We start from the raw sequence: 17010 nt of genomic DNA on the forward strand, positions 1-17010 counted from the left end.
TTCGATTGCTTATTTTCGAGCTTGTCGTGGGGAATTAATGAAAAAACAGAAAATTAGATTGAATGAGGTCATCAATAAAATTCTAAGTGAGTTTGCTCTGATCAATCAGCAGCAAACCCAACGCATTTGGAAGCGGCAAATTATGACTGATACTGGTCATATCGTCTTCGTCTCGCAAGCCATTTTGGACTACATTTATGATCTGGCCGTTCTTGAGACAGAAAATAAGAACGAAGCGCCCCCGTTTGTTGCAAATTTCAAAGACTTACAGAAGGCATGTTCAAATGCCGTTGCAACAGCGTTGTTGCAAACACAAGATGTTCAAAATTCAACTCGCAACAAGCTGTTCAGAAGAACCTATAAGAGCTTTTTAAAAGCGCATTTTGAGGGGCAAGGGAAGCGTGTTTTTGTTTTTGGTGTACATTTCTTCTCCACACAAAGAGATTTTACGATTGAGCTTGGTGGGGTCAAGTTACAGCATAGAGAGCAGTGGCTGTGGGAGGCCAAAGAGCAAGGATACCTATCATCAAAGCAAACGTCAGATATTGACCAGTTTTGGAACAACAAAAGTTCTATAAGTTCACTTAGCTTGGGAAAGGAAATCGCAAATGCAACGTGCGATGCCGAATACATACTAAGTGTACCGATAGATGGTTTTGACAAGGTTGCAGGCTATGAGCGCGCATTATTTGCTGCCCGTATTTGCATTGCTCTATGGTGTCTTCTTTTGTCGGATCGCCCTGAGAAGTTTTTATCAGTGTGTAGTCTAACTAATGATCGCCCATCTCAATTTCGAACAAGAGCATTTCTTTCTCAAGAAAGTGAGTTTGCACGCGAAAAAGATGCAGGTTCAATAGGAATCGACAGTGATAACTGGATGCTTTTTTGTCAGCACAATCCTGAACTCATAAGTTTCGCCGCTTCACTTCTTAGGTTTATTGTTTCGTCAAAGCCAACGATTGCAAGAAATCGTTTGTTTCTAGCTTTTGCTCATTCCCTGATGTGGTTCTACAAGGGATGTAATGAAGAAATTTCTCCAATAGCAGTTAGTAATCTTGGAGCCTGTTTAGATGCGATTGGGGAGCAAAATGGACGGAAAGGTATTGGGGCGAGAGCTGAAGGTGTTTTTGGTCAAAATCTTGATGCACCTTTCTTGAACTACGGGTTCTCTTTCCAAGAGTTAATTGATGCAATCTACCATTCTGGTAGAAATGCGACTTTTCATGGAAGCAATCGAATGTTGTTTAAAGATTGGTCCTTAGAAAAAAATCGAGCTATTGCATTTTGCTTTGAGCTATTGAGGAAGGCCATATCATTAGCCGCACATGATATCGAGATAGATTGCACCTCTAAGCTGATAATGAAGAAAAACAGGCTTCTGTGAAATGTGTATACTCACCCCAAATCAAACCGCTTACAAATCCGGTCTACAGGTGTCCCGTCAGCCAGCGGAACTGCCTCCAGCAGTTTGTAGTCTTTGAAGCCGCGGGAGGTGTAGTAGGCGAGGCCGCCGGTGTTGTCGGCGCGGATGGTGGCGTTGATGGTGGTGAGGCCTTTGCCTTCCAGATTGGCAAGTGTTGCTTTGAACAGCGCACTGCCGATGCCGCTCTTGTGCAGACCCGGTTTCACAAAGGTGCCGATATCAACCCAGTCAGCGGGGATATCTCCGTAATGGCTGGCGATCTGAAAGCCAAGCGGCTCGCCGCTCTCACGGTCAATCGCGCAAACAGTGCTCTCCAGAATATCCGCTTCAAGAAACCACTCGATGAACTCACCTTTGTTCAACGGCTTCTCAAGCGCAGTTGTCCCCCCGGCCTCAATAATCCGGTTGAGCAGGGCGAGCAGTTCATCCACATCGTTGCGCTGGGTTTTGCGGATGAAAAACTGGGTTGGTTTGGCGGAAGACGTGTCCATTTTTAAAAATCCTGTTCAACGCAATAAATACGCAAATCTTTCAAATCAACGCACATAGCAACGCAAACGACTTATGCGGCGGAAATACACGCATAAGCACAGAGCAAGAAACCTGCTAAAACTTTGTTCTTGCTCGCAAAGCCTGCGCCAGCGTGCCCTCGTCAAGGTAGTCCAATTCCCCACCAACCGGCACGCCATGGGCAAGACGGGTCACTTTCACATTCTCAAATCGCGCAAGCTGGTCCGTAATGAAATGCGCAGTGGTCTGCCCTTCAACGGTCGCATTAACAGCGAGGATAACTTCGCTCACCACACCGCCTTCAATCCGCTCAACCAGCTTGGAAATGTTGAGGTCATCCGGCCCAATCCCGTCCAGCGGAGACAGGGTGCCGCCGAGGACATGATAATGCGCGCTCACAGCGGATGCCCGCTCCAGCGCCCAAAGGTCAGAGACGTCCTCAACCACCACAATGGTTGCTCCATCCCGGCGCGGATCAGAACAAATTGTGCAAGGATCACTGGTGTCGACGGTGCCACACTCAGAGCAGATGCCGACCTGATCAACTGCCACGCCCATGGCTTCAGCCAGCGGGATAAGCAGTTGATCTTTCTTCTGAACCAGATGCAAAGCAGCACGTCTGGCCGAGCGCGGGCCGAGGCCGGGCAGCTTGGACAGCAGCTGTATCAGGCGTTCAATTTCGGGACCAGCAACCCTGCGTGTACTCATCTAAAATCTATGCTCTCTGCGAGAAAGAAAAGGCACCCGCAAAGCAGTTTTGCGAGACAATGCCAGATAAACTATGCCCGCCTGAAGAGGCGGGCAAGAGGGAATAAATCCGTTTCAGGCCTACCGCCAAATCTGCGCAGGGCCGCGGTGATTTGGCAACAGATAGCCTTGAAGATATTAAGAGCCGAACGGGAGTTTCATGCCAGCTGGCAGACCCATGCCGGACATCATGTCCTGCGTACGCTCCTGCACCAAAGCCTCACCTTTTCCCTTAGCATCGTTATGCGCAGCGAGGATAAGATCTTCCAGGATCTCAACTTCATCCGCATTGATGAGAGAAGGATCAATCTTCAAACCAGTCATCTCACCTTTACCATTCAACGTAACGGTGACCATGCCTGCGCCTGAGGTTCCCTCAACGGAAAGGTCGTTTACAGTCTCCTGAAGCTCGCCCATTTTTTCCTGCATCTGCTTGGCTTGCTTCATCATTTTAAGAAAGTCCATCGACTCGCTCCTTAAACGTCTCTTGAGCGCACATCAGCGCTCTATCAATTCGGTTCATAAGGTTTCATAGCACAGAAACCTTAGAAATCTTGGGTGAAATCCATAGAGTCCATGTCTTCTATGTCGACAGACTCGGACGCCGCTTCAAGGGGGAGATCTTCCTCCTGCTTCAAAATGCGCACGTCAACAACCTTAGCTCCGGGAAAGGCAGAAATAAGTTTCACCACTTCCGGATCAGAATGTGCATCCGAAACCAACTGTCTTTGGTTAGCTTCTTTTTCCTCATGCAAAGTCGGTCGGCCTTGGTCACGGCTAACCGCAACAATCCAGCGGCGACCCGTCCATTCCGTCAGTTTTCGGCCCAGCTCTCCAGCCGCATCAGCTGTCGCAATCTCAGTCGGCTGCACTTCAATGCGTCCCGGCTGGAAGTTGACAAGACGCAGCGCGCGCTCAACTGAAACCTTGACTGGAATGTCCTTCATGCGGGCTGCAAGTTGAGCAACCTCGGCCCATGAGCGGATCGCGATCTTCTCTTTCGCTTCCTCAGCCTGCCTCATCTGAGGGGCTGATTGCGGTGCAGCGCCAATAGCTTGCGTCATCGGCTGGCCACCAGCTACAGCACGTAACTGAGGTGCTGAGCCGCCACCGGATGGAACAGCGCTAGCACTTGATCCACCGCCGCCCTGTCGCGCGTTGCCCGCAGGCGCATTACCACCAGCCGGGGAGAACTTGCCAGACTTCAGCAGCTTCAGCGCCTCTTCCGGGTCAGGAAGATCAGAGGCGTAGCACAAGCGCACCAGAACCATGTCAGCCGCAGCCAATGGTTTAGGGGCGTTCTGCACTTCATTAATTCCCTTCAGCAATATCTGCCATGTCCGGGAAAGAACACGCATGGAAAGCTTGTCAGCAAAGTCCCGCCCACGCTGCCGTTCACTCTCAGTCACAGAGTTCTCTTCACCCGCCTTCGGCACTGCTTTCAGCCGAGTCACCAAATGGGTAAAGTCTGCAAGGTCAGAGAGGACAACTGCCGGATCGGCACCCACATCGTATTGGGCTTTGAGCTCATCAAGAGCGCTGGCAATGTCGCCGCGCATCACGTGCTCAAACAAATCTATCACCCGGCTGCGGTCAGCAAGGCCTAGCATCTGGCGCACTTCATTGGCTTCAATGCGGCCCGCACCATGCGCAATGGCTTGATCCAGAAGGGATAAACTGTCTCGGGCAGAACCTTCACCAGCGCGCGCAATGAGGGCCAACGCCTCATCAGAAATTTCTATGCCCTCTTTGCCGGAGATCTCGCGCAGCAGGGACACAAGCGTAGAGCTCTCAATCCGGCGCAGGTCAAACCGTTGACAACGAGAGAGGACAGTCACAGGAACCTTGCGGATTTCTGTGGTCGCAAAAATGAATTTCACATGCTCCGGCGGCTCTTCCAGCGTCTTCAATAACCCGTTGAACGCCGACTTGGAGAGCATATGCACCTCATCGATGATGTACACTTTGTAGCGCGCACTCGCTGGACGGTACCGTGCTGCTTCGGTAATTTCGCGAATATCATCAATACCAGTATGAGACGCAGCATCCATCTCGATCACATCGACATGACGCCCTTCCATGATCGCCTGGCAATGAGTGCCGATTTTGTCTAAGTGTATGGTTGGTTTATCGATTTCACCCGGAATGTCGTAGTTCAAGCCGCGAGCAAGGATACGTGCCGTTGTTGTTTTACCAACACCGCGAACCCCGGTTAGCATCCACGCTTGAGCGATACGGCCAGTCTCAAATGCATTCTGCAGAGTCTGAACCATCGGCTCCTGACCATAAAGGTCATCGAACGTACTAGGTCGGTATTTCCGGGCGAGAACGCGATATGCACCATCGCTGCTGGAAGAATTATCTTCTGCGCCTGTTGTTGTCTGGTGCTCGTCTTGAAGGTCTATTCCGTCCATATCGCCCAAATCCTCAGCCACTTCAAAGGCAAGGTAAAACTTACTCCCGGCCATTCAAGACGAAGACCGGCCGCTTGTCGAGTATGGGCGCGGGGAAAATTAGGTGGGAGGCTGGCACGATGACCCGTGCCATGGACTCGTTAGGGCTGCTTCCTTCCGGATCTGACCCGGTTGGCGAGTGGCTCGTCCACCACCAACCTCCCGATCGTGTATATGGTCGCTTTACCTGTATTTTGCAAGCCTTCATTGATGTTTACCGCTTGCTACTGTGGACGAGACTGTGAATCTTCAGAGAGTTCTGCCAAATCCGAATTCAGAAAATGTCGTCACAACATTGCATTTCAGTGCTATCTCGGGTTCACTTTACATAAGTTTATAATTTAAGGAATTCGAAATGCTGGCCGAAACAGCCGAGGTGTATGATGCCTCTGCAGCTCTTTGTTATTCTGCCAACTCGCTTAATCGCTGTGGTGAAAAACGTAAAGATACTGAATGGGTTAACTCGCTAAAGACGAGCCCGGATGCCCGCTTTTTAATTCAGGCAAACGACGCTTTCATCTTCAATAAAGAGGTCATGACTGAGCCTTTCGTTCATTCCGTTGAGATGCTCAAAACTCTGAACATCACTGATCGGACGACCATCTTTCTTGGCATTGACGAGACTGACGGAGACCGCCCATACTTTGGCGCGCGTTACACAGTGGATGCTGAAACGCTTGATGAGGAACTGGAAAAACTCGGAGCATTCGCGGCATACGGACTGCGCGGAATAGCGATAAAACGAGCAGCCAGCCAGAGAGTGCTTGGAATGATGGCACAGGCCGCATCGTTAGGCCGGTGGCATTCCACCCATAAGATGTGTTCTCAATGCGGTCAGCCAACGAAACTCGCCGAATCTGGTTATCGCCAGGATTGTCCGTCCTGCTCAGCGCAGCATTTCCCAAGAACGGATCCCGCGGTGATAATGTTGATCACCCATGGGGACAAATGCCTGATGGGACGTCCTTACCATCTGATGGAAAATGTCTACACCACACTCGCTGGGTTTGTGGAGCCGGGCGAAACCTTTGAAGACGCCGTCCGCCGAGAAGTTTTTGAAGAGGCAGGCGTAAAAGTCGGCAAAGTGGAATACGTCGCCAGCCAACCATGGCCGTTCCCGTCAAACATTATGATCGGGTTCCACGGCGAGGCGCTGACGACTGACCTGAATATCGACTATGAAGAAATGGAGGATTGTCAGTGGTTTTCCAAAGAGGAGACACTGAAGATGCTCCAAGGCGAAGCAGAGTCAGGATTAATTTGTCCCCCTGACATCTCTATCGCGCATCATTTGATCAAGAAATATATCGAGGAAAAATGACCCATGGATGAGTAGAGCCAGTGGTTATTTAACAGGTGCCTGATGGCACCGGGGAGGTGCCATGACTTACTGTATATATTTGACCCACCCAAATGTTGACATCGATCCGGCAACCCCAGTTCCGCATTGGGATTTGTCGGATAAAGGTCGCGAACGTTTAGAACAAGGCCTGCGTCAGCCATGGCTTTTGGAAATTGATCATGTCATTTCCAGCCGCGAAAAAAAGGCTATCGAAACGGGCCAGATTATCGCAAGCCACTTGGGTATGGAGCTGATTACAGCCCCAGGCCTCCACGAAAATGATCGCAGCTCCACCGGTTTTCTTGAGCCAGATGAGTTTGAGCGAGTCGCTGATGAGTTCTTCAGCCGCCCCGCAGTGAGCGTTCGCGGCTGGGAACGAGCGCTGGATGCGCAAAGTCGTGTCATCACTGCAATTAAACAGACGCTCACCACAATTCCAAGCGGCGAACCTGTTCTATTCTCTGGCCACGGAGGCGTAGGAACATTGCTCAAATGCCACCTCGCCAACAACGCCATCGACCGCGCCTTCGATCAGCCTCCAAATGTTGGAGGTGGTTGCTGGTTCCGTTTTGATCCAGTAGATCTTGAGAAGTGTTCTGCTAGTCTCGAGAGCCTGAAGTGGCAGCTGATCGATGAGATGGAACTCGCGCAGTAAACTTGGGAACGTTCTGGCGCACAGAACTGAAGCAGCTTGTTGATCCTGATGGATGGCAAGCTGCTTTACAAGCGTCAGCTCTTGTTGCAGCCCGGGGAAATGCTTATCTAAGTGCCATCTGTTTTCATAAATTTGGCACAAGAGATGTTATCGGCAGCAATAAAATCATTCTCGCAGGTTTTTGAACCGCATTTCAGAAGCATCTTTTTCAAAGCCTTAGGGCTAACATTGCTTCTTCTTCTTGTCGTCTGGATCGCCATTCAAGGCGTAGTCGGGTATTTCATAGACTTGCCACAGGACTGGCAGGATACGACCGTTAGTATCGTAACAGGCATCGGCGCATTAATCGGTCTTGGCTATATCTTAGCTCCGGTTTCAGCGATGGTCGTCGCCTTCTACCAAGATCAGATTTCCGAACTTGTTGAAGAGCACTCTTATCCCAATGAAAGGCGAGGCAATGCACTGCCGCTTGGCGAGGCTATTGTTACGGCTCTTCGTTTTGTCGGTGTGATCATTGTCGCCAACATTTTTGCCCTGATGTTGTTCTTCATTCCCGGCATCGGCCAAATCGCATTTTTGCTCGTGAATGGCTATTTGCTGGGCCGTGAATATTTTGAGTTTGTGGCAATGCGCTTTATGCCGCCACAAGAAGCGAAAGCTTTTCGTAAATCGCAAGGCGGAACCGTATTTGCAGCCGGAGTGATTGTTGCGTTCGTTCTTGCAATTCCAATCGTAAACCTGATCACTCCACTCTTTGCGACGATCTTTATGGTGCACGTTTTCAAGACATTGCGGACAAAACGCAATCTATCCGTTTAGACTCAAAGATAACTACAATTTTAAGAAATAGCAGGAAGTAGCTACGTTGCCTATTCGAAGCTTTATTGTTGATGATCTGACCTGGACGCATGCTCTGAACGAAGAGCATACCGTCGAGTTGTCCTCTCTGACACGTGATGGTTTTGCAGAGCTTATTGAGAAAGCAAGCTATGTAAGGATTGCTGAAAAAGAGACCGGCCTTCTCATCTCATACGACCAGGACGGTGATTATTCTTCGATTAATTTCAAATGGTTCTGCGCAGTCTACGACAACTTTCTCTATGTTGATCGGATTGTGATTTCTAAAGCTGCACGAGGGCAAGGCATTGCAGGCAAACTCTACGATGACCTGTTCAACTTCGCGAAGGCAAAGGGATACGAGCGCATTGTATGTGAAGTAAACTCAGATCCTCCCAACCCGGCATCAGACGCATTCCATGCTTCACTAGGCTTTCAAATCGTCGGTGAAGCTAAGCTGGAAGGAAAAGGAAAGACCGTCAGATACATGGGAAAAGCGCTCTGAAGAGTGTTGATCTATGAGATTTAAGGGAGTGAAGTTTGGCTGTCTCTTGTTACTCAAACATCACATCAACTCTCTTTTCCCTCCATTTGACTGCTCTTCGTTTCGTGTAGATTGATCCGGAGAGAAATCTGTTTCAGCATGTAATCCAGCAATGAGGAGGACTCTGTCAGTGAACAACTAAGGCAACTCAATTCTGTTGAACAGCACTCCCACAATCTACGTGGGTGGTGTTTGATGCCTGTTTGTTTTGATGGAGTCTTTATGAGACGCATTATCTATGACGTCGCCGTTAGTCGCGACGGTTTTATTGCTGGCCCGAATGGCGATGTTTCAATCTTCCCCCATACCGGTGATCATGTAGACGCTTACAACGAGCGTTTAACGACCTACGACACTGTCATCATGGGGCGACATACCTATGAGTTTGCCTACCAGTATGGTCTTCCCGCAGGCGCTAAAGCTTACCCGCATATGCGGCATCTGATTTTCTCAGAAGGAATTCAGCTGCCTGAAGACGCTCAGGTTGAGGCAGTGCGAGCAGACTTCCCCACGCACATCTCTGCGCTGAAGAATGAACATGGTGGCGATATCTACCTGTGCGGAGGAGGGATGTTTGCAGGTTTGCTGGCTGCGTCTAAACTGATCAATGTCCTACGCCTGAAAGTTGCACCTGTCATATGCGGGGTAGGGACACCGTTATTTGCGAATGTCTCTGAGCCGATTGATCTCAAATGCACCTCCTCAACGCTGTATGATAGCGGCGTTGAGTATTGTGAGTTTGATCTGCAGTAGCTTATTACCAACACGGGGCAGGCCACACCTGCTCCGTCTCTTTTTACCAGTGAATAGAGCACGGGATAGTTGCCTAAACTGGAAATCAAGATCGGCTGCTCTAAATTTGAAGTAGAGGGTCGCGTCAGCTTGCTCACATTAAATAAAGTTTACGTAAACGTAATTTGACTTTAAGTGATTTTCTGAAAAATTTCGCGCAATTTCAGTAAATTAAAACATGACTACAAAACTCAAGATAATAATTGCCGGATTCTTGTTACTTGATCGGGTAGAAACCAACAAAATTTACACCGCAAAATCTAATCATTTCGGCCAATTTTAAGGGCAAACCTAGTAGAAAAAGCATTTAGTCGCATAGGATGCTTTGACGCACCCCGAAACTGAAGGTATTAGAACCTCATACAACGCCTTGCTTTGTTACGTTTACGTAAGCGTAACTGTAACCAGGGACGGGAGAGAGATTTATGGCGAACGCTGACCTCAAGGCCAACCGGCCATTATCGCCCCATCTTCAGATCTATAAGCCGATCGTGACGATGGTGATGTCCATTCTACATCGCATCACCGGGGCGGCGCTTTATTTTGGAACGATTTTGATGGCGTTCTGGCTCATCTGCGCAGCAGCAGGTCCTGAGTCCTATCAATTCGCAATGGACGTGTTCGGTTCCTTCCTGGGCCGTCTGGTCCTCTTCGGCTTCACTTGGGCACTTGTGCACCACATGATTGGCGGTCTGCGTCACTTCATCTGGGACATGGGGCATGGCTTTGAATTGTCTGCAGCGAACTGGATGGCTCGCGCGACGATTATTGCCTCTGTTGCTCTTACCGTGATCCTCTGGATCATCGGTTTTATCGTCGCTTAAGGAGAGATCAATGATCGATATGCGCACTCCGCTCGGGAAAGTTCGCGGCCTTGGCTCTGCTAAGGACGGCACGTCGCATTTCTGGCGCCAGCGTTTGACCGCTGTAGCAAATGTGTTCCTTATTTCCTTCTTTGTTATCCTCGTCATCGCGCTGCAAGGCGCTGATTATGCGAGTTTCATTAAAGCACTTCAAAATCCGATCATCTCCACCTTGCTGCTTTTGGTGATCTTGGTCGGCTGCCTGCACATGAAGCTGGGCATGCAAGTCATCATCGAAGATTACTTCCATTCAGAAGGGCTCAAGCTTCTTCTTCTTATGGGAAACATTTTCTTCGCTTCTTTTATCGCACTCGCTTCCGTGGTTGCAGTGCTTAAAATCAGCTTCGGAGGCTGATCTAGATGGTTGAACAGACCGGTGTATCGACAGCGCCAAGCCAGAGCGGCAAGGCCTATGAGTTTGTAGACCACAAGTTTGACGTTGTGGTTGTAGGTGCTGGTGGTGCTGGCCTTCGGGCAACGCTCGGTATGGCTGAGCAGGGATTGAAAACAGCTTGTATCTCCAAGGTGTTTCCAACTCGCTCCCACACCGTGGCAGCGCAGGGCGGTATTGCAGCAAGCTTGAAGAACATGACGCCAGACTGCTGGCAGTGGCATATGTATGACACTGTAAAGGGTTCTGACTGGTTGGGTGATACCGACGCTATGGAATACCTCGTTCGTGAAGCGCCAAAGGCGGTTTATGAGCTTGAGCATTACGGTGTGCCATTCTCACGTACGGAAGAAGGTAAAATCTACCAGCGTCCGTTCGGTGGGCATATGCAAAATTATGGTGAAGGGCCTCCAGTACAGCGCACCTGTGCAGCAGCTGACCGTACCGGTCACGCCATTTTGCACACGCTCTACGGTCAAGCTCTGCGTCACAACGCTGATTTCTTCATCGAGTATTTCGCGCTTGATCTCATTATGTCTGAAGATGGCAAATGTGAAGGCGTTATCGCATGGAACCTTGATGACGGTACAATCCACCGCTTCTCTGCGAAGATGGTTGTGCTGGCAACCGGCGGTTATGGTCGTGCCTTCTTCTCTGCAACATCTGCCCACACCTGTACAGGTGACGGCGGCGGTATGGTCGCCCGTGCAGGTTTGCCATTGCAGGATATGGAATTCGTACAGTTCCACCCAACTGGCATCTACGGTTCCGGCTGTCTGATTACAGAAGGTGCTCGTGGTGAAGGTGGTTACCTGGTAAACTCCGAAGGCGAGCGCTTTATGGAGCGTTACGCTCCTTCTGCCAAAGACCTTGCTTCTCGTGATGTTGTTTCCCGTTGTATGACGATGGAAATCCGCGAAGGCCGTGGTGTTGGCAAAAATAAAGACCACATCTTCCTGCATCTGGATCACCTTGATCCTGATCTGTTGGCTGAGCGCCTTCCAGGCATCTCTGAAAGCGCACGCATTTTTGCTGGTGTTGATTTGACTAAGGATCCAATTCCGGTCCTTCCGACTGTGCACTACAACATGGGCGGCATTCCAACCAACTATTGGGGCGAAGTGCTGAACCCAACCAAAGAAGATCCAAACGCACTCGCGCCGGGTCTGATGGCCGTTGGTGAAGCGGGATGTGCATCCGTTCACGGTGCAAACCGTCTCGGATCCAACTCTCTGATCGATCTTGTTGTGTTTGGTCGTGCCGCTGCTATTCGCGCTGGTGAAGTTGTTGACCGTGAAGCTCCAATTCCAGAGCCTAACGAAGCTTCCAGTCAGAAAATCATGGCTCGTTTCGACAAACTGCGCTTTGCTAAGGGCTCTACCCCAACTGCTGAGTTGCGCTCCAAGATGCAAAAGACCATGCAGGAAGACGCTGCTGTGTTCCGTACACAGGAGAGCTTAGAGCAGGGTTGTAAGCGCATCTCCGCAATCTGGGGTGAAATGCAAGACATTCACGTGTCAGACAGCTCTATGGTTTGGAACTCTGATCTCGTTGAGACTCTTGAGCTTGAAAACCTCATGGCAAATGCAATCACAACTGTTTACGGCGCTGAAGCGCGTAAAGAGAGCCGTGGTGCGCATGCTCGTGAAGATTACAAAGATGGTCCTTTCGATGGTCGTAATGATGAAGAGTGGCGTAAGCACACCATCTCTCACCTCTCTGAGGATGGCAAGGTGACCTTGAGCTACCGTCCGGTTGTTCTTGAGCCGTTGACCACCTTTGAACAAGGCGGCATCGACATGAAGAAGATCGCACCGAAAGCCCGCGTCTACTAAGGCGCCGAGACCTGGAGTAACTGTTATGGCTGAATTCAAACTGCCACAAAACTCCCGGATGGGAGAGGGCAAGGTCTGGCCAAAGCCGGAAGGCGCCACTAACACCCGTGAGTACCGCATCTACCGCTGGTCTCCGGATGATGGACGCAATCCACGCATCGACACCTACTACGTTGATGCTGATGATTGTGGCCCAATGGTTCTGGACGCGCTCATCTACATCAAGGACAAGGTCGACCCAACACTGACCTTCCGCCGGTCTTGTCGTGAAGGGATCTGTGGGTCCTGTGCGATGAACATCGACGGAACCAACACACTGGCATGCACAAAGGGTGCTGACGAATGCTCTCACGAGATCGTCAAAATCTACCCTCTGCCGCACATGCCTGTTGTGAAGGATCTTGTGCCAGATCTGACGCGTTTTTACGCGCAGCATCGCTCAATCGAGCCATGGCTGAAAACCACAACACCTGAGCCTGAGAAAGAATGGCTGCAGTCCCATGAAGATCGCCAGAAACTGGATGGTCTTTATGAGTGCATTCTGTGTGCTTGCTGCTCCACCTCTTGCCCAAGCTACTGGTGGAATGGTGATCGCTACCTCGGCCCTGCAGTCCTTCTGCAGGCTTACCGTTGGTTGATCGACAGCCGTGATGAAGCTACTGGTGAGCGTCTGGACAATCTGGAAGATCCATTCCGTCTGTACCGCTGCCACACCATCATGAACTGCTCTCAGGCATGTCCAAAGGGGCTGAACCCTGCAAAGGCAATCGCTGAGATCAAGAAGATGATGGTCGAGCGCCGCGTTTAATCAGCGTGTGAGTACTTTATAAAATCAAGAAAAGCCGCCTCACTGAAATGAGGCGGCTTTTTTCATTTGAGGCTAATAGCCTAAAACTTATAGGAAACACCGATCCGGATAGCGTCGCTGTCAATGTCTTCCTTGAAGCGCGTTCCACCAACTGTGAAGCTACGACCAGGAAAGACAATGCGCTCATAGTCCAGGCGTACAATCACTCGCTCGGTGACGAACATCTCAAGGCCAGCGCCGCCAACCCAGCCAAGCATCGTGTTGCTGTCGGAGCCAGGACCGAAATTCGGGTTAGAGGCACGGAAGGTGGAAACAGCTGCACCACCAGTCACATACGCCATGAACCAATCGTAGGTAAGGCCAGCTCGGATCTTCGCGGCGGCGAAGTAATCAGAGCGCAATGACATTTCACCGCGAGAACGTTCACCAAAAGACCAGTAAGCGCCTTCGCCTTCCACGCCGATCAGAATATTCTGATAGGTGTAGTTGTAACCGCCATATAACCCAACAGTCCCGCCGTTATACTGCGTACCACTGTTGTTGAAGCGGTTCGTGCCATGAAGGCGAGCCCAGCCACCCTGCACACCGAGATAGAAGCCATCCCAGTCATATTTAGGCGGGGTGATCAGTCCATCGACAACTTCTTCCTCGTAAACTTCATAGGGCTCTTCCACCTCTACACCAGATGGGTATTCAACAGCATAGGAATGGCAGCTGAAGCCGAGCAATCCCAATACCGCAAACGCAAATACTCTTAAGCGACTCATTGGTTCCCCCAAAATACGCAAGAGGATGACACGGCTAAAAAATCAGACGTGATAGGTAACTTGATACAAATAAGTCTAGAACTGCGATCTTTATAAATGCTTGATTTTAAAAAGGAAAATTTGCGTTAAAGCTAGTTGGAATTGACAGGCACTGATGTGCTGATTTCTCAATTTTAAGGGGGAGATACCTGCAATCCCTACGAAGCCGTCAATGAGCTCATGGCAGGTTTACGAAAAAGTCAGCGACTCTCTAGCGTCGCTCAACGCCCCTCAGAACCAGCTTGATAACACCAATGCATTCTTTGCGCTGTATCTCATAGGGTTCGTGACTATGTAATTGAGGAAAGCGAAATTTCATGGTTGCAGCGTGAATGTGTCTTGCCACTTGGCTGACTTCTCTCAGGTCAAATTCCTCAGCAAGGTTGCCGGAATGTAAGACAGTATGCATTGGTTGGCGTACGAGCCGGAACAGTTCTTCAAAATCTTCCGGGCGTTTTTGCTCCAACACCTGTAAGCAGTCCGCTAGGCCTCGATTGAGTTCCAACAGACGATAAGTCTCCTCAAACTCCATCATAAGAAACTTGCTTAGACGGGCTGATGCACTGGCGTTGGGGTCAGTCGCTGTTTCAAGGCGCGCAACCAGCTTCACGACTTCTGCAGCGACAACAGCACATGCAAGGTCTATCTTGCTTGGGTAAAAATTATAGATATGCGCCATTGAGATACCTGAGGCATCTGCAATCTCGCTCACCGAGGTCTTTTTGTACCCTTGGGTGAGGAATGCATCACGGGCGGCAGCGAGCAGGTCAGCAGCACGGCCCTTTGCAGTCAGGATTTCTGCGATGGACATTTTAATTTCCGAAAATGAAAAAACGAGAGTTCCTTCAGTAATCATAGCTGAGTAGAGATTGCAATGACGTGTGCGTCACATTAATAGACAAATTATGTAAAAACACGAATGATATTAATGTGCTAAGCGCGATTTCTTTGATTTTAGTCATTGTTGGATTTTTCCGAAATATTAGTATTAGTAATATCTAATATAAAAGGAGACGAAGCATGGCTGTAGAAAATTGGCAAGAATTCCTTACCCAAACCGATGGTCGTATCGCTGAACTGCGCCCAGGTATCCCTGGCGTTATGAAGGGATTTGGCGAAATCTCAAAAAACGCGATTGGAACTGGCGTTCTTGAACCGAAGCAAAAAGAGCTCATCGCGATCTCCATCGGCGTTGCTGCACGCTGTGATGCCTGCCTTGGATACCACGCAAAAGCCTGCATCAAGTATGGTGTAACCCGTGAAGAGTTGATGGAAGCTCTCGGTGTTGCTGTTTACATGGGCGGCGGACCTTCCCTCATGTACGCAGCAGAAGCGCTCAGCGCATTTGATGCGCTGTCTTCAGAAGCAAAATAAGAAGTGACGTATCTTCACCCAATCTCTCTGTTTTCCTAAAACTTAGAGAGCAAACTGCTTGCGTGCACTTGCCCTGAATTGCGTTCAAGGGTAAGTGCAACGAGGGGAAGCCTCTTAGATTTCAGGTAGGCAATATTGGTGGGTGCACCTTCACAGGTTGGTTCGGAAAGCTCTTCTGTTTTTATGGAGCTGGAAAAGGGCTTTCGTAACTTGGAAAACGAAAGAAATCTGCGTGTTCTGCACGCGGGCGATCTTTCGCACCTGTATCTTCATAAAAAATCTGAAGCTCACTACGCCAATTGTCGGTTCATCTACATTCGATCAATTGAGCACTACCTCTCCCTTTTTCCGGTAGACGAGACGATAGACGTTGATGTGAATGTGCCAGCAAATGTGTCCGGCTGGGACTTGAAGAAAACGCTCATCGCTCTGCTTAAAGGCAATCCAGAGTCGCTTGACTGGGTTCAGTTGAGGGATCCATATGCGGGTCATGACGAGTTTCCGAAGTCGTTGATCTCCTTTGCCCTTGAACATTGTGACCCGGTTCGCTTCGCGCTTTATCATTACAATCGGATTGAGCGGCAGAAGCATAGGTTTGATGGTGTGTCTCTCGGCGAGATCGTGCCTGAACGCTTGTATGACCTCATCCGCTCATCACTGGTGCTGCGCTGGTACAATCAGAATCGCTATCAGGGCGTTCCGCCTTCTCGCCTCTCAGATATTGCCGAGGCGACCTTTATTCGCCCTGTGCTTCGTGGTGAGATTGAAGAATTGGTAGAACGTAGCGAGGCTGGGATGATCAAGGATGTCGTTCGCACTGCTGGCGCTGTCAGCGATCTGATACTGGCTGAATTGGAAGCGGGCCCTGCGCTACTTGCGCGCCGTCGTCGCCAATTTACTCAGGAAACTGCTGCCCAAGCAGATCGTTTCTTCCTGAAATGGGCGGTCATCCCTAAAAACTAAGGGTCTCACAAGGCCTTCTGTTTACTTCTCTCACCTGAAGCTCTGCAGAAACAGCAGAACCGTGCCAGTTTGCGTGAGAAAGATCTTTACCTTTCTCACAATACCTTGAAATCGCGGGGATTATGACCCTCAGCGCTTGCTGTTATGACCACGCCGGAGACGTGAACAGCGCAACAGCGCAAATCAAACCAACGAACCAGACAAGAGAACGCAGGGTGGCGCGGTTAAGCCAATAGCATGCGACGAACAGCACGCGCATTGCGATGAACAGACCGCACAATCTTTCAATCCAGTCTGGGTCACCGCCATAGGCGAGGGCAACGAGCACAGATACTGCATAAAGAGGGAAAGCTTCGAGGCCGTTGATCTCTGCGGAGCGTGCGCGCAAGCGAAATCCTTCTTTCCAGTACTCTGGGTCTCTTGGGTTTGAGTTGTCGAACTTGCGGGAAAATTTGGCAGGAAGAACAGAAAGCCATGGCATCAGACCGGCAATCAGTATGGTCCATAAAGGGAAAGACATTGTGCAGCTCCAAATAAACTCAGAAAAATCGGAGCCTTTATACAGGCATAAAGAAGCAAAGTGAACTGAGTTCACTTAGGTTTGAAGCCTCCACTGCGAATATTTCCGCACTTTGGCTTCGCTCATTCCAATTCTAATCGCAATTAT

General features: G+C 49.8%; 19 protein-coding genes and 1 other RNA gene. 12 read left to right on the forward strand and 8 right to left on the reverse strand.

Features of this window, described 5'->3' with window-relative positions; translation table 11 throughout:
* Positions 1 to 37 precede the first annotated feature (37 nt).
* On the forward strand, positions 38 to 1384 hold the full coding sequence (locus PsAD37_RS02775) for a hypothetical protein (protein ID WP_063294832.1): 1347 nt from the start codon (positions 38 to 40) through the stop codon (positions 1382 to 1384).
* 11 nt (positions 1385 to 1395) lie between these two features.
* Here the strand turns inward: PsAD37_RS02775 and PsAD37_RS02780 are convergent, their stop codons facing one another.
* The 5 genes from PsAD37_RS02780 to ffs form a co-directional block, all read right to left on the reverse strand.
* The gene (locus PsAD37_RS02780) at positions 1396 to 1914 is read right to left on the reverse strand and encodes a GNAT family N-acetyltransferase (protein ID WP_063294833.1); all 519 of its coding nucleotides are present in this window, start codon (positions 1912 to 1914) and stop codon (positions 1396 to 1398) included.
* Between the two features lie 115 nt (positions 1915 to 2029).
* Positions 2030 to 2641, reverse strand: a complete 612-nt coding sequence (gene recR / locus PsAD37_RS02785; protein WP_057463003.1) for a recombination mediator RecR — start codon at positions 2639 to 2641, stop codon at positions 2030 to 2032.
* A 177-nt stretch (positions 2642 to 2818) separates the two neighbouring features.
* On the reverse strand, positions 2819 to 3145 hold the full coding sequence (locus tag PsAD37_RS02790) for a YbaB/EbfC family nucleoid-associated protein (protein ID WP_057463002.1): 327 nt from the start codon (positions 3143 to 3145) through the stop codon (positions 2819 to 2821).
* Between the two features lie 80 nt (positions 3146 to 3225).
* Complete coding sequence (locus PsAD37_RS02795; RefSeq protein WP_063294834.1) at positions 3226 to 5148, reverse strand: DNA polymerase III subunit gamma/tau; 1923 nt, start codon at positions 5146 to 5148, stop codon at positions 3226 to 3228.
* A 49-nt stretch (positions 5149 to 5197) separates the two neighbouring features.
* Positions 5198 to 5296, reverse strand: an RNA gene (ffs, locus tag PsAD37_RS02800) — signal recognition particle sRNA small type.
* Positions 5297 to 5488: 192 nt separating this feature from the next.
* Here ffs and nudC point away from each other — a divergent pair.
* The 9 genes from nudC (at position 5489) to PsAD37_RS02845 (ending at position 13200) form a co-directional block, all read left to right on the forward strand.
* Entirely contained in the window at positions 5489 to 6454 is a 966-nt protein-coding gene (nudC, locus tag PsAD37_RS02805) for an NAD(+) diphosphatase (protein WP_063294835.1), read from the forward strand.
* Between the two features lie 61 nt (positions 6455 to 6515).
* Positions 6516 to 7130, forward strand: a complete 615-nt coding sequence (locus PsAD37_RS02810) for a histidine phosphatase family protein (protein WP_063294836.1) — start codon at positions 6516 to 6518, stop codon at positions 7128 to 7130.
* 144 nt (positions 7131 to 7274) lie between these two features.
* Positions 7275 to 7949 (forward strand): sulfate transporter family protein, encoded by a 675-nt coding sequence (locus PsAD37_RS02815; RefSeq protein ID WP_063294837.1) that lies wholly within the window; start codon positions 7275 to 7277, stop codon positions 7947 to 7949.
* Positions 7950 to 7995: 46 nt separating this feature from the next.
* Entirely contained in the window at positions 7996 to 8472 is a 477-nt protein-coding gene (locus PsAD37_RS02820; protein WP_063294838.1) for a GNAT family N-acetyltransferase, read from the forward strand.
* A gap of 261 nt (positions 8473 to 8733) precedes the next feature.
* Complete coding sequence (locus tag PsAD37_RS02825; protein WP_063294839.1) at positions 8734 to 9264, forward strand: dihydrofolate reductase family protein; 531 nt, start codon at positions 8734 to 8736, stop codon at positions 9262 to 9264.
* Between the two features lie 464 nt (positions 9265 to 9728).
* Positions 9729 to 10127: a succinate dehydrogenase, cytochrome b556 subunit gene (gene sdhC / locus PsAD37_RS02830; RefSeq protein ID WP_063294840.1), complete on the forward strand. Its 399-nt coding sequence runs from the start codon at positions 9729 to 9731 to the stop codon at positions 10125 to 10127.
* A gap of 13 nt (positions 10128 to 10140) precedes the next feature.
* On the forward strand, positions 10141 to 10521 hold the full coding sequence (gene sdhD, locus PsAD37_RS02835; protein WP_208991665.1) for a succinate dehydrogenase, hydrophobic membrane anchor protein: 381 nt from the start codon (positions 10141 to 10143) through the stop codon (positions 10519 to 10521).
* A 5-nt stretch (positions 10522 to 10526) separates the two neighbouring features.
* A complete protein-coding gene (gene sdhA / locus PsAD37_RS02840) occupies positions 10527 to 12392 on the forward strand; it encodes a succinate dehydrogenase flavoprotein subunit (RefSeq protein WP_057462992.1) in 1866 nt (621 codons plus the stop codon).
* 25 nt (positions 12393 to 12417) lie between these two features.
* Positions 12418 to 13200, forward strand: a complete 783-nt coding sequence (locus PsAD37_RS02845) for a succinate dehydrogenase iron-sulfur subunit (protein ID WP_063294842.1) — start codon at positions 12418 to 12420, stop codon at positions 13198 to 13200.
* A gap of 80 nt (positions 13201 to 13280) precedes the next feature.
* On the opposite strand, the gene PsAD37_RS02850 is transcribed toward PsAD37_RS02845, so the two are convergent.
* Entirely contained in the window at positions 13281 to 13967 is a 687-nt protein-coding gene (locus PsAD37_RS02850; protein ID WP_063294843.1) for an outer membrane protein, read from the reverse strand.
* Positions 13968 to 14217: 250 nt separating this feature from the next.
* Positions 14218 to 14817: a TetR/AcrR family transcriptional regulator gene (locus tag PsAD37_RS02855; RefSeq protein ID WP_063294844.1), complete on the reverse strand. Its 600-nt coding sequence runs from the start codon at positions 14815 to 14817 to the stop codon at positions 14218 to 14220.
* 209 nt (positions 14818 to 15026) lie between these two features.
* Between PsAD37_RS02855 and PsAD37_RS02860 the strand changes: the two genes are divergently transcribed.
* Both PsAD37_RS02860 and PsAD37_RS02865 read left to right on the forward strand, forming a co-directional pair.
* Complete coding sequence (locus PsAD37_RS02860) at positions 15027 to 15380, forward strand: carboxymuconolactone decarboxylase family protein (RefSeq protein WP_063294845.1); 354 nt, start codon at positions 15027 to 15029, stop codon at positions 15378 to 15380.
* A 138-nt stretch (positions 15381 to 15518) separates the two neighbouring features.
* A complete protein-coding gene (locus PsAD37_RS02865; RefSeq protein ID WP_208991650.1) occupies positions 15519 to 16343 on the forward strand; it encodes a DNA polymerase beta superfamily protein in 825 nt (274 codons plus the stop codon).
* A 142-nt stretch (positions 16344 to 16485) separates the two neighbouring features.
* Here PsAD37_RS02865 and PsAD37_RS02870 read toward each other — a convergent pair whose 3' ends face one another.
* A complete protein-coding gene (locus PsAD37_RS02870; RefSeq protein ID WP_063286410.1) occupies positions 16486 to 16863 on the reverse strand; it encodes an MAPEG family protein in 378 nt (125 codons plus the stop codon).
* Positions 16864 to 17010: the final 147 nt, after the last annotated feature.

This window comes from Pseudovibrio sp. Ad37, assembly GCF_001623075.1.
In the GTDB taxonomy this organism is placed as follows: domain Bacteria; phylum Pseudomonadota; class Alphaproteobacteria; order Rhizobiales; family Stappiaceae; genus Pseudovibrio.

Bases quoted from the DNA above. Each gene is read 5' to 3' on its own strand.
- PsAD37_RS02810 (WP_063294836.1), top strand. From the start codon at position 6,516: ATGACTTACTGTATATATTTGACCCACCCAAATGTTGACATCGATCCG.
- PsAD37_RS02845 (WP_063294842.1), top strand. From the start codon at position 12,418: ATGGCTGAATTCAAACTGCCACAAAACTCCCGGATGGGAGAGGGCAAG.
- nudC (WP_063294835.1), top strand. From the start codon at position 5,489: ATGCTGGCCGAAACAGCCGAGGTGTATGATGCCTCTGCAGCTCTTTGT.
- PsAD37_RS02825 (WP_063294839.1), top strand. From the start codon at position 8,734: ATGAGACGCATTATCTATGACGTCGCCGTTAGTCGCGACGGTTTTATT.
- recR (WP_057463003.1), bottom strand. From the start codon at position 2,641: ATGAGTACACGCAGGGTTGCTGGTCCCGAAATTGAACGCCTGATACAG.
- PsAD37_RS02815 (WP_063294837.1), top strand. From the start codon at position 7,275: ATGTTATCGGCAGCAATAAAATCATTCTCGCAGGTTTTTGAACCGCAT.
- PsAD37_RS02855 (WP_063294844.1), bottom strand. From the start codon at position 14,817: ATGTCCATCGCAGAAATCCTGACTGCAAAGGGCCGTGCTGCTGACCTG.
- PsAD37_RS02790 (WP_057463002.1), bottom strand. From the start codon at position 3,145: ATGGACTTTCTTAAAATGATGAAGCAAGCCAAGCAGATGCAGGAAAAA.
- PsAD37_RS02850 (WP_063294843.1), bottom strand. From the start codon at position 13,967: ATGAGTCGCTTAAGAGTATTTGCGTTTGCGGTATTGGGATTGCTCGGC.
- PsAD37_RS02860 (WP_063294845.1), top strand. From the start codon at position 15,027: ATGGCTGTAGAAAATTGGCAAGAATTCCTTACCCAAACCGATGGTCGT.
- PsAD37_RS02870 (WP_063286410.1), bottom strand. From the start codon at position 16,863: ATGTCTTTCCCTTTATGGACCATACTGATTGCCGGTCTGATGCCATGG.
- sdhA (WP_057462992.1), top strand. From the start codon at position 10,527: ATGGTTGAACAGACCGGTGTATCGACAGCGCCAAGCCAGAGCGGCAAG.
- PsAD37_RS02780 (WP_063294833.1), bottom strand. From the start codon at position 1,914: ATGGACACGTCTTCCGCCAAACCAACCCAGTTTTTCATCCGCAAAACC.
- PsAD37_RS02775 (WP_063294832.1), top strand. From the start codon at position 38: ATGAAAAAACAGAAAATTAGATTGAATGAGGTCATCAATAAAATTCTA.
- PsAD37_RS02795 (WP_063294834.1), bottom strand. From the start codon at position 5,148: ATGGCCGGGAGTAAGTTTTACCTTGCCTTTGAAGTGGCTGAGGATTTG.
- sdhC (WP_063294840.1), top strand. From the start codon at position 9,729: ATGGCGAACGCTGACCTCAAGGCCAACCGGCCATTATCGCCCCATCTT.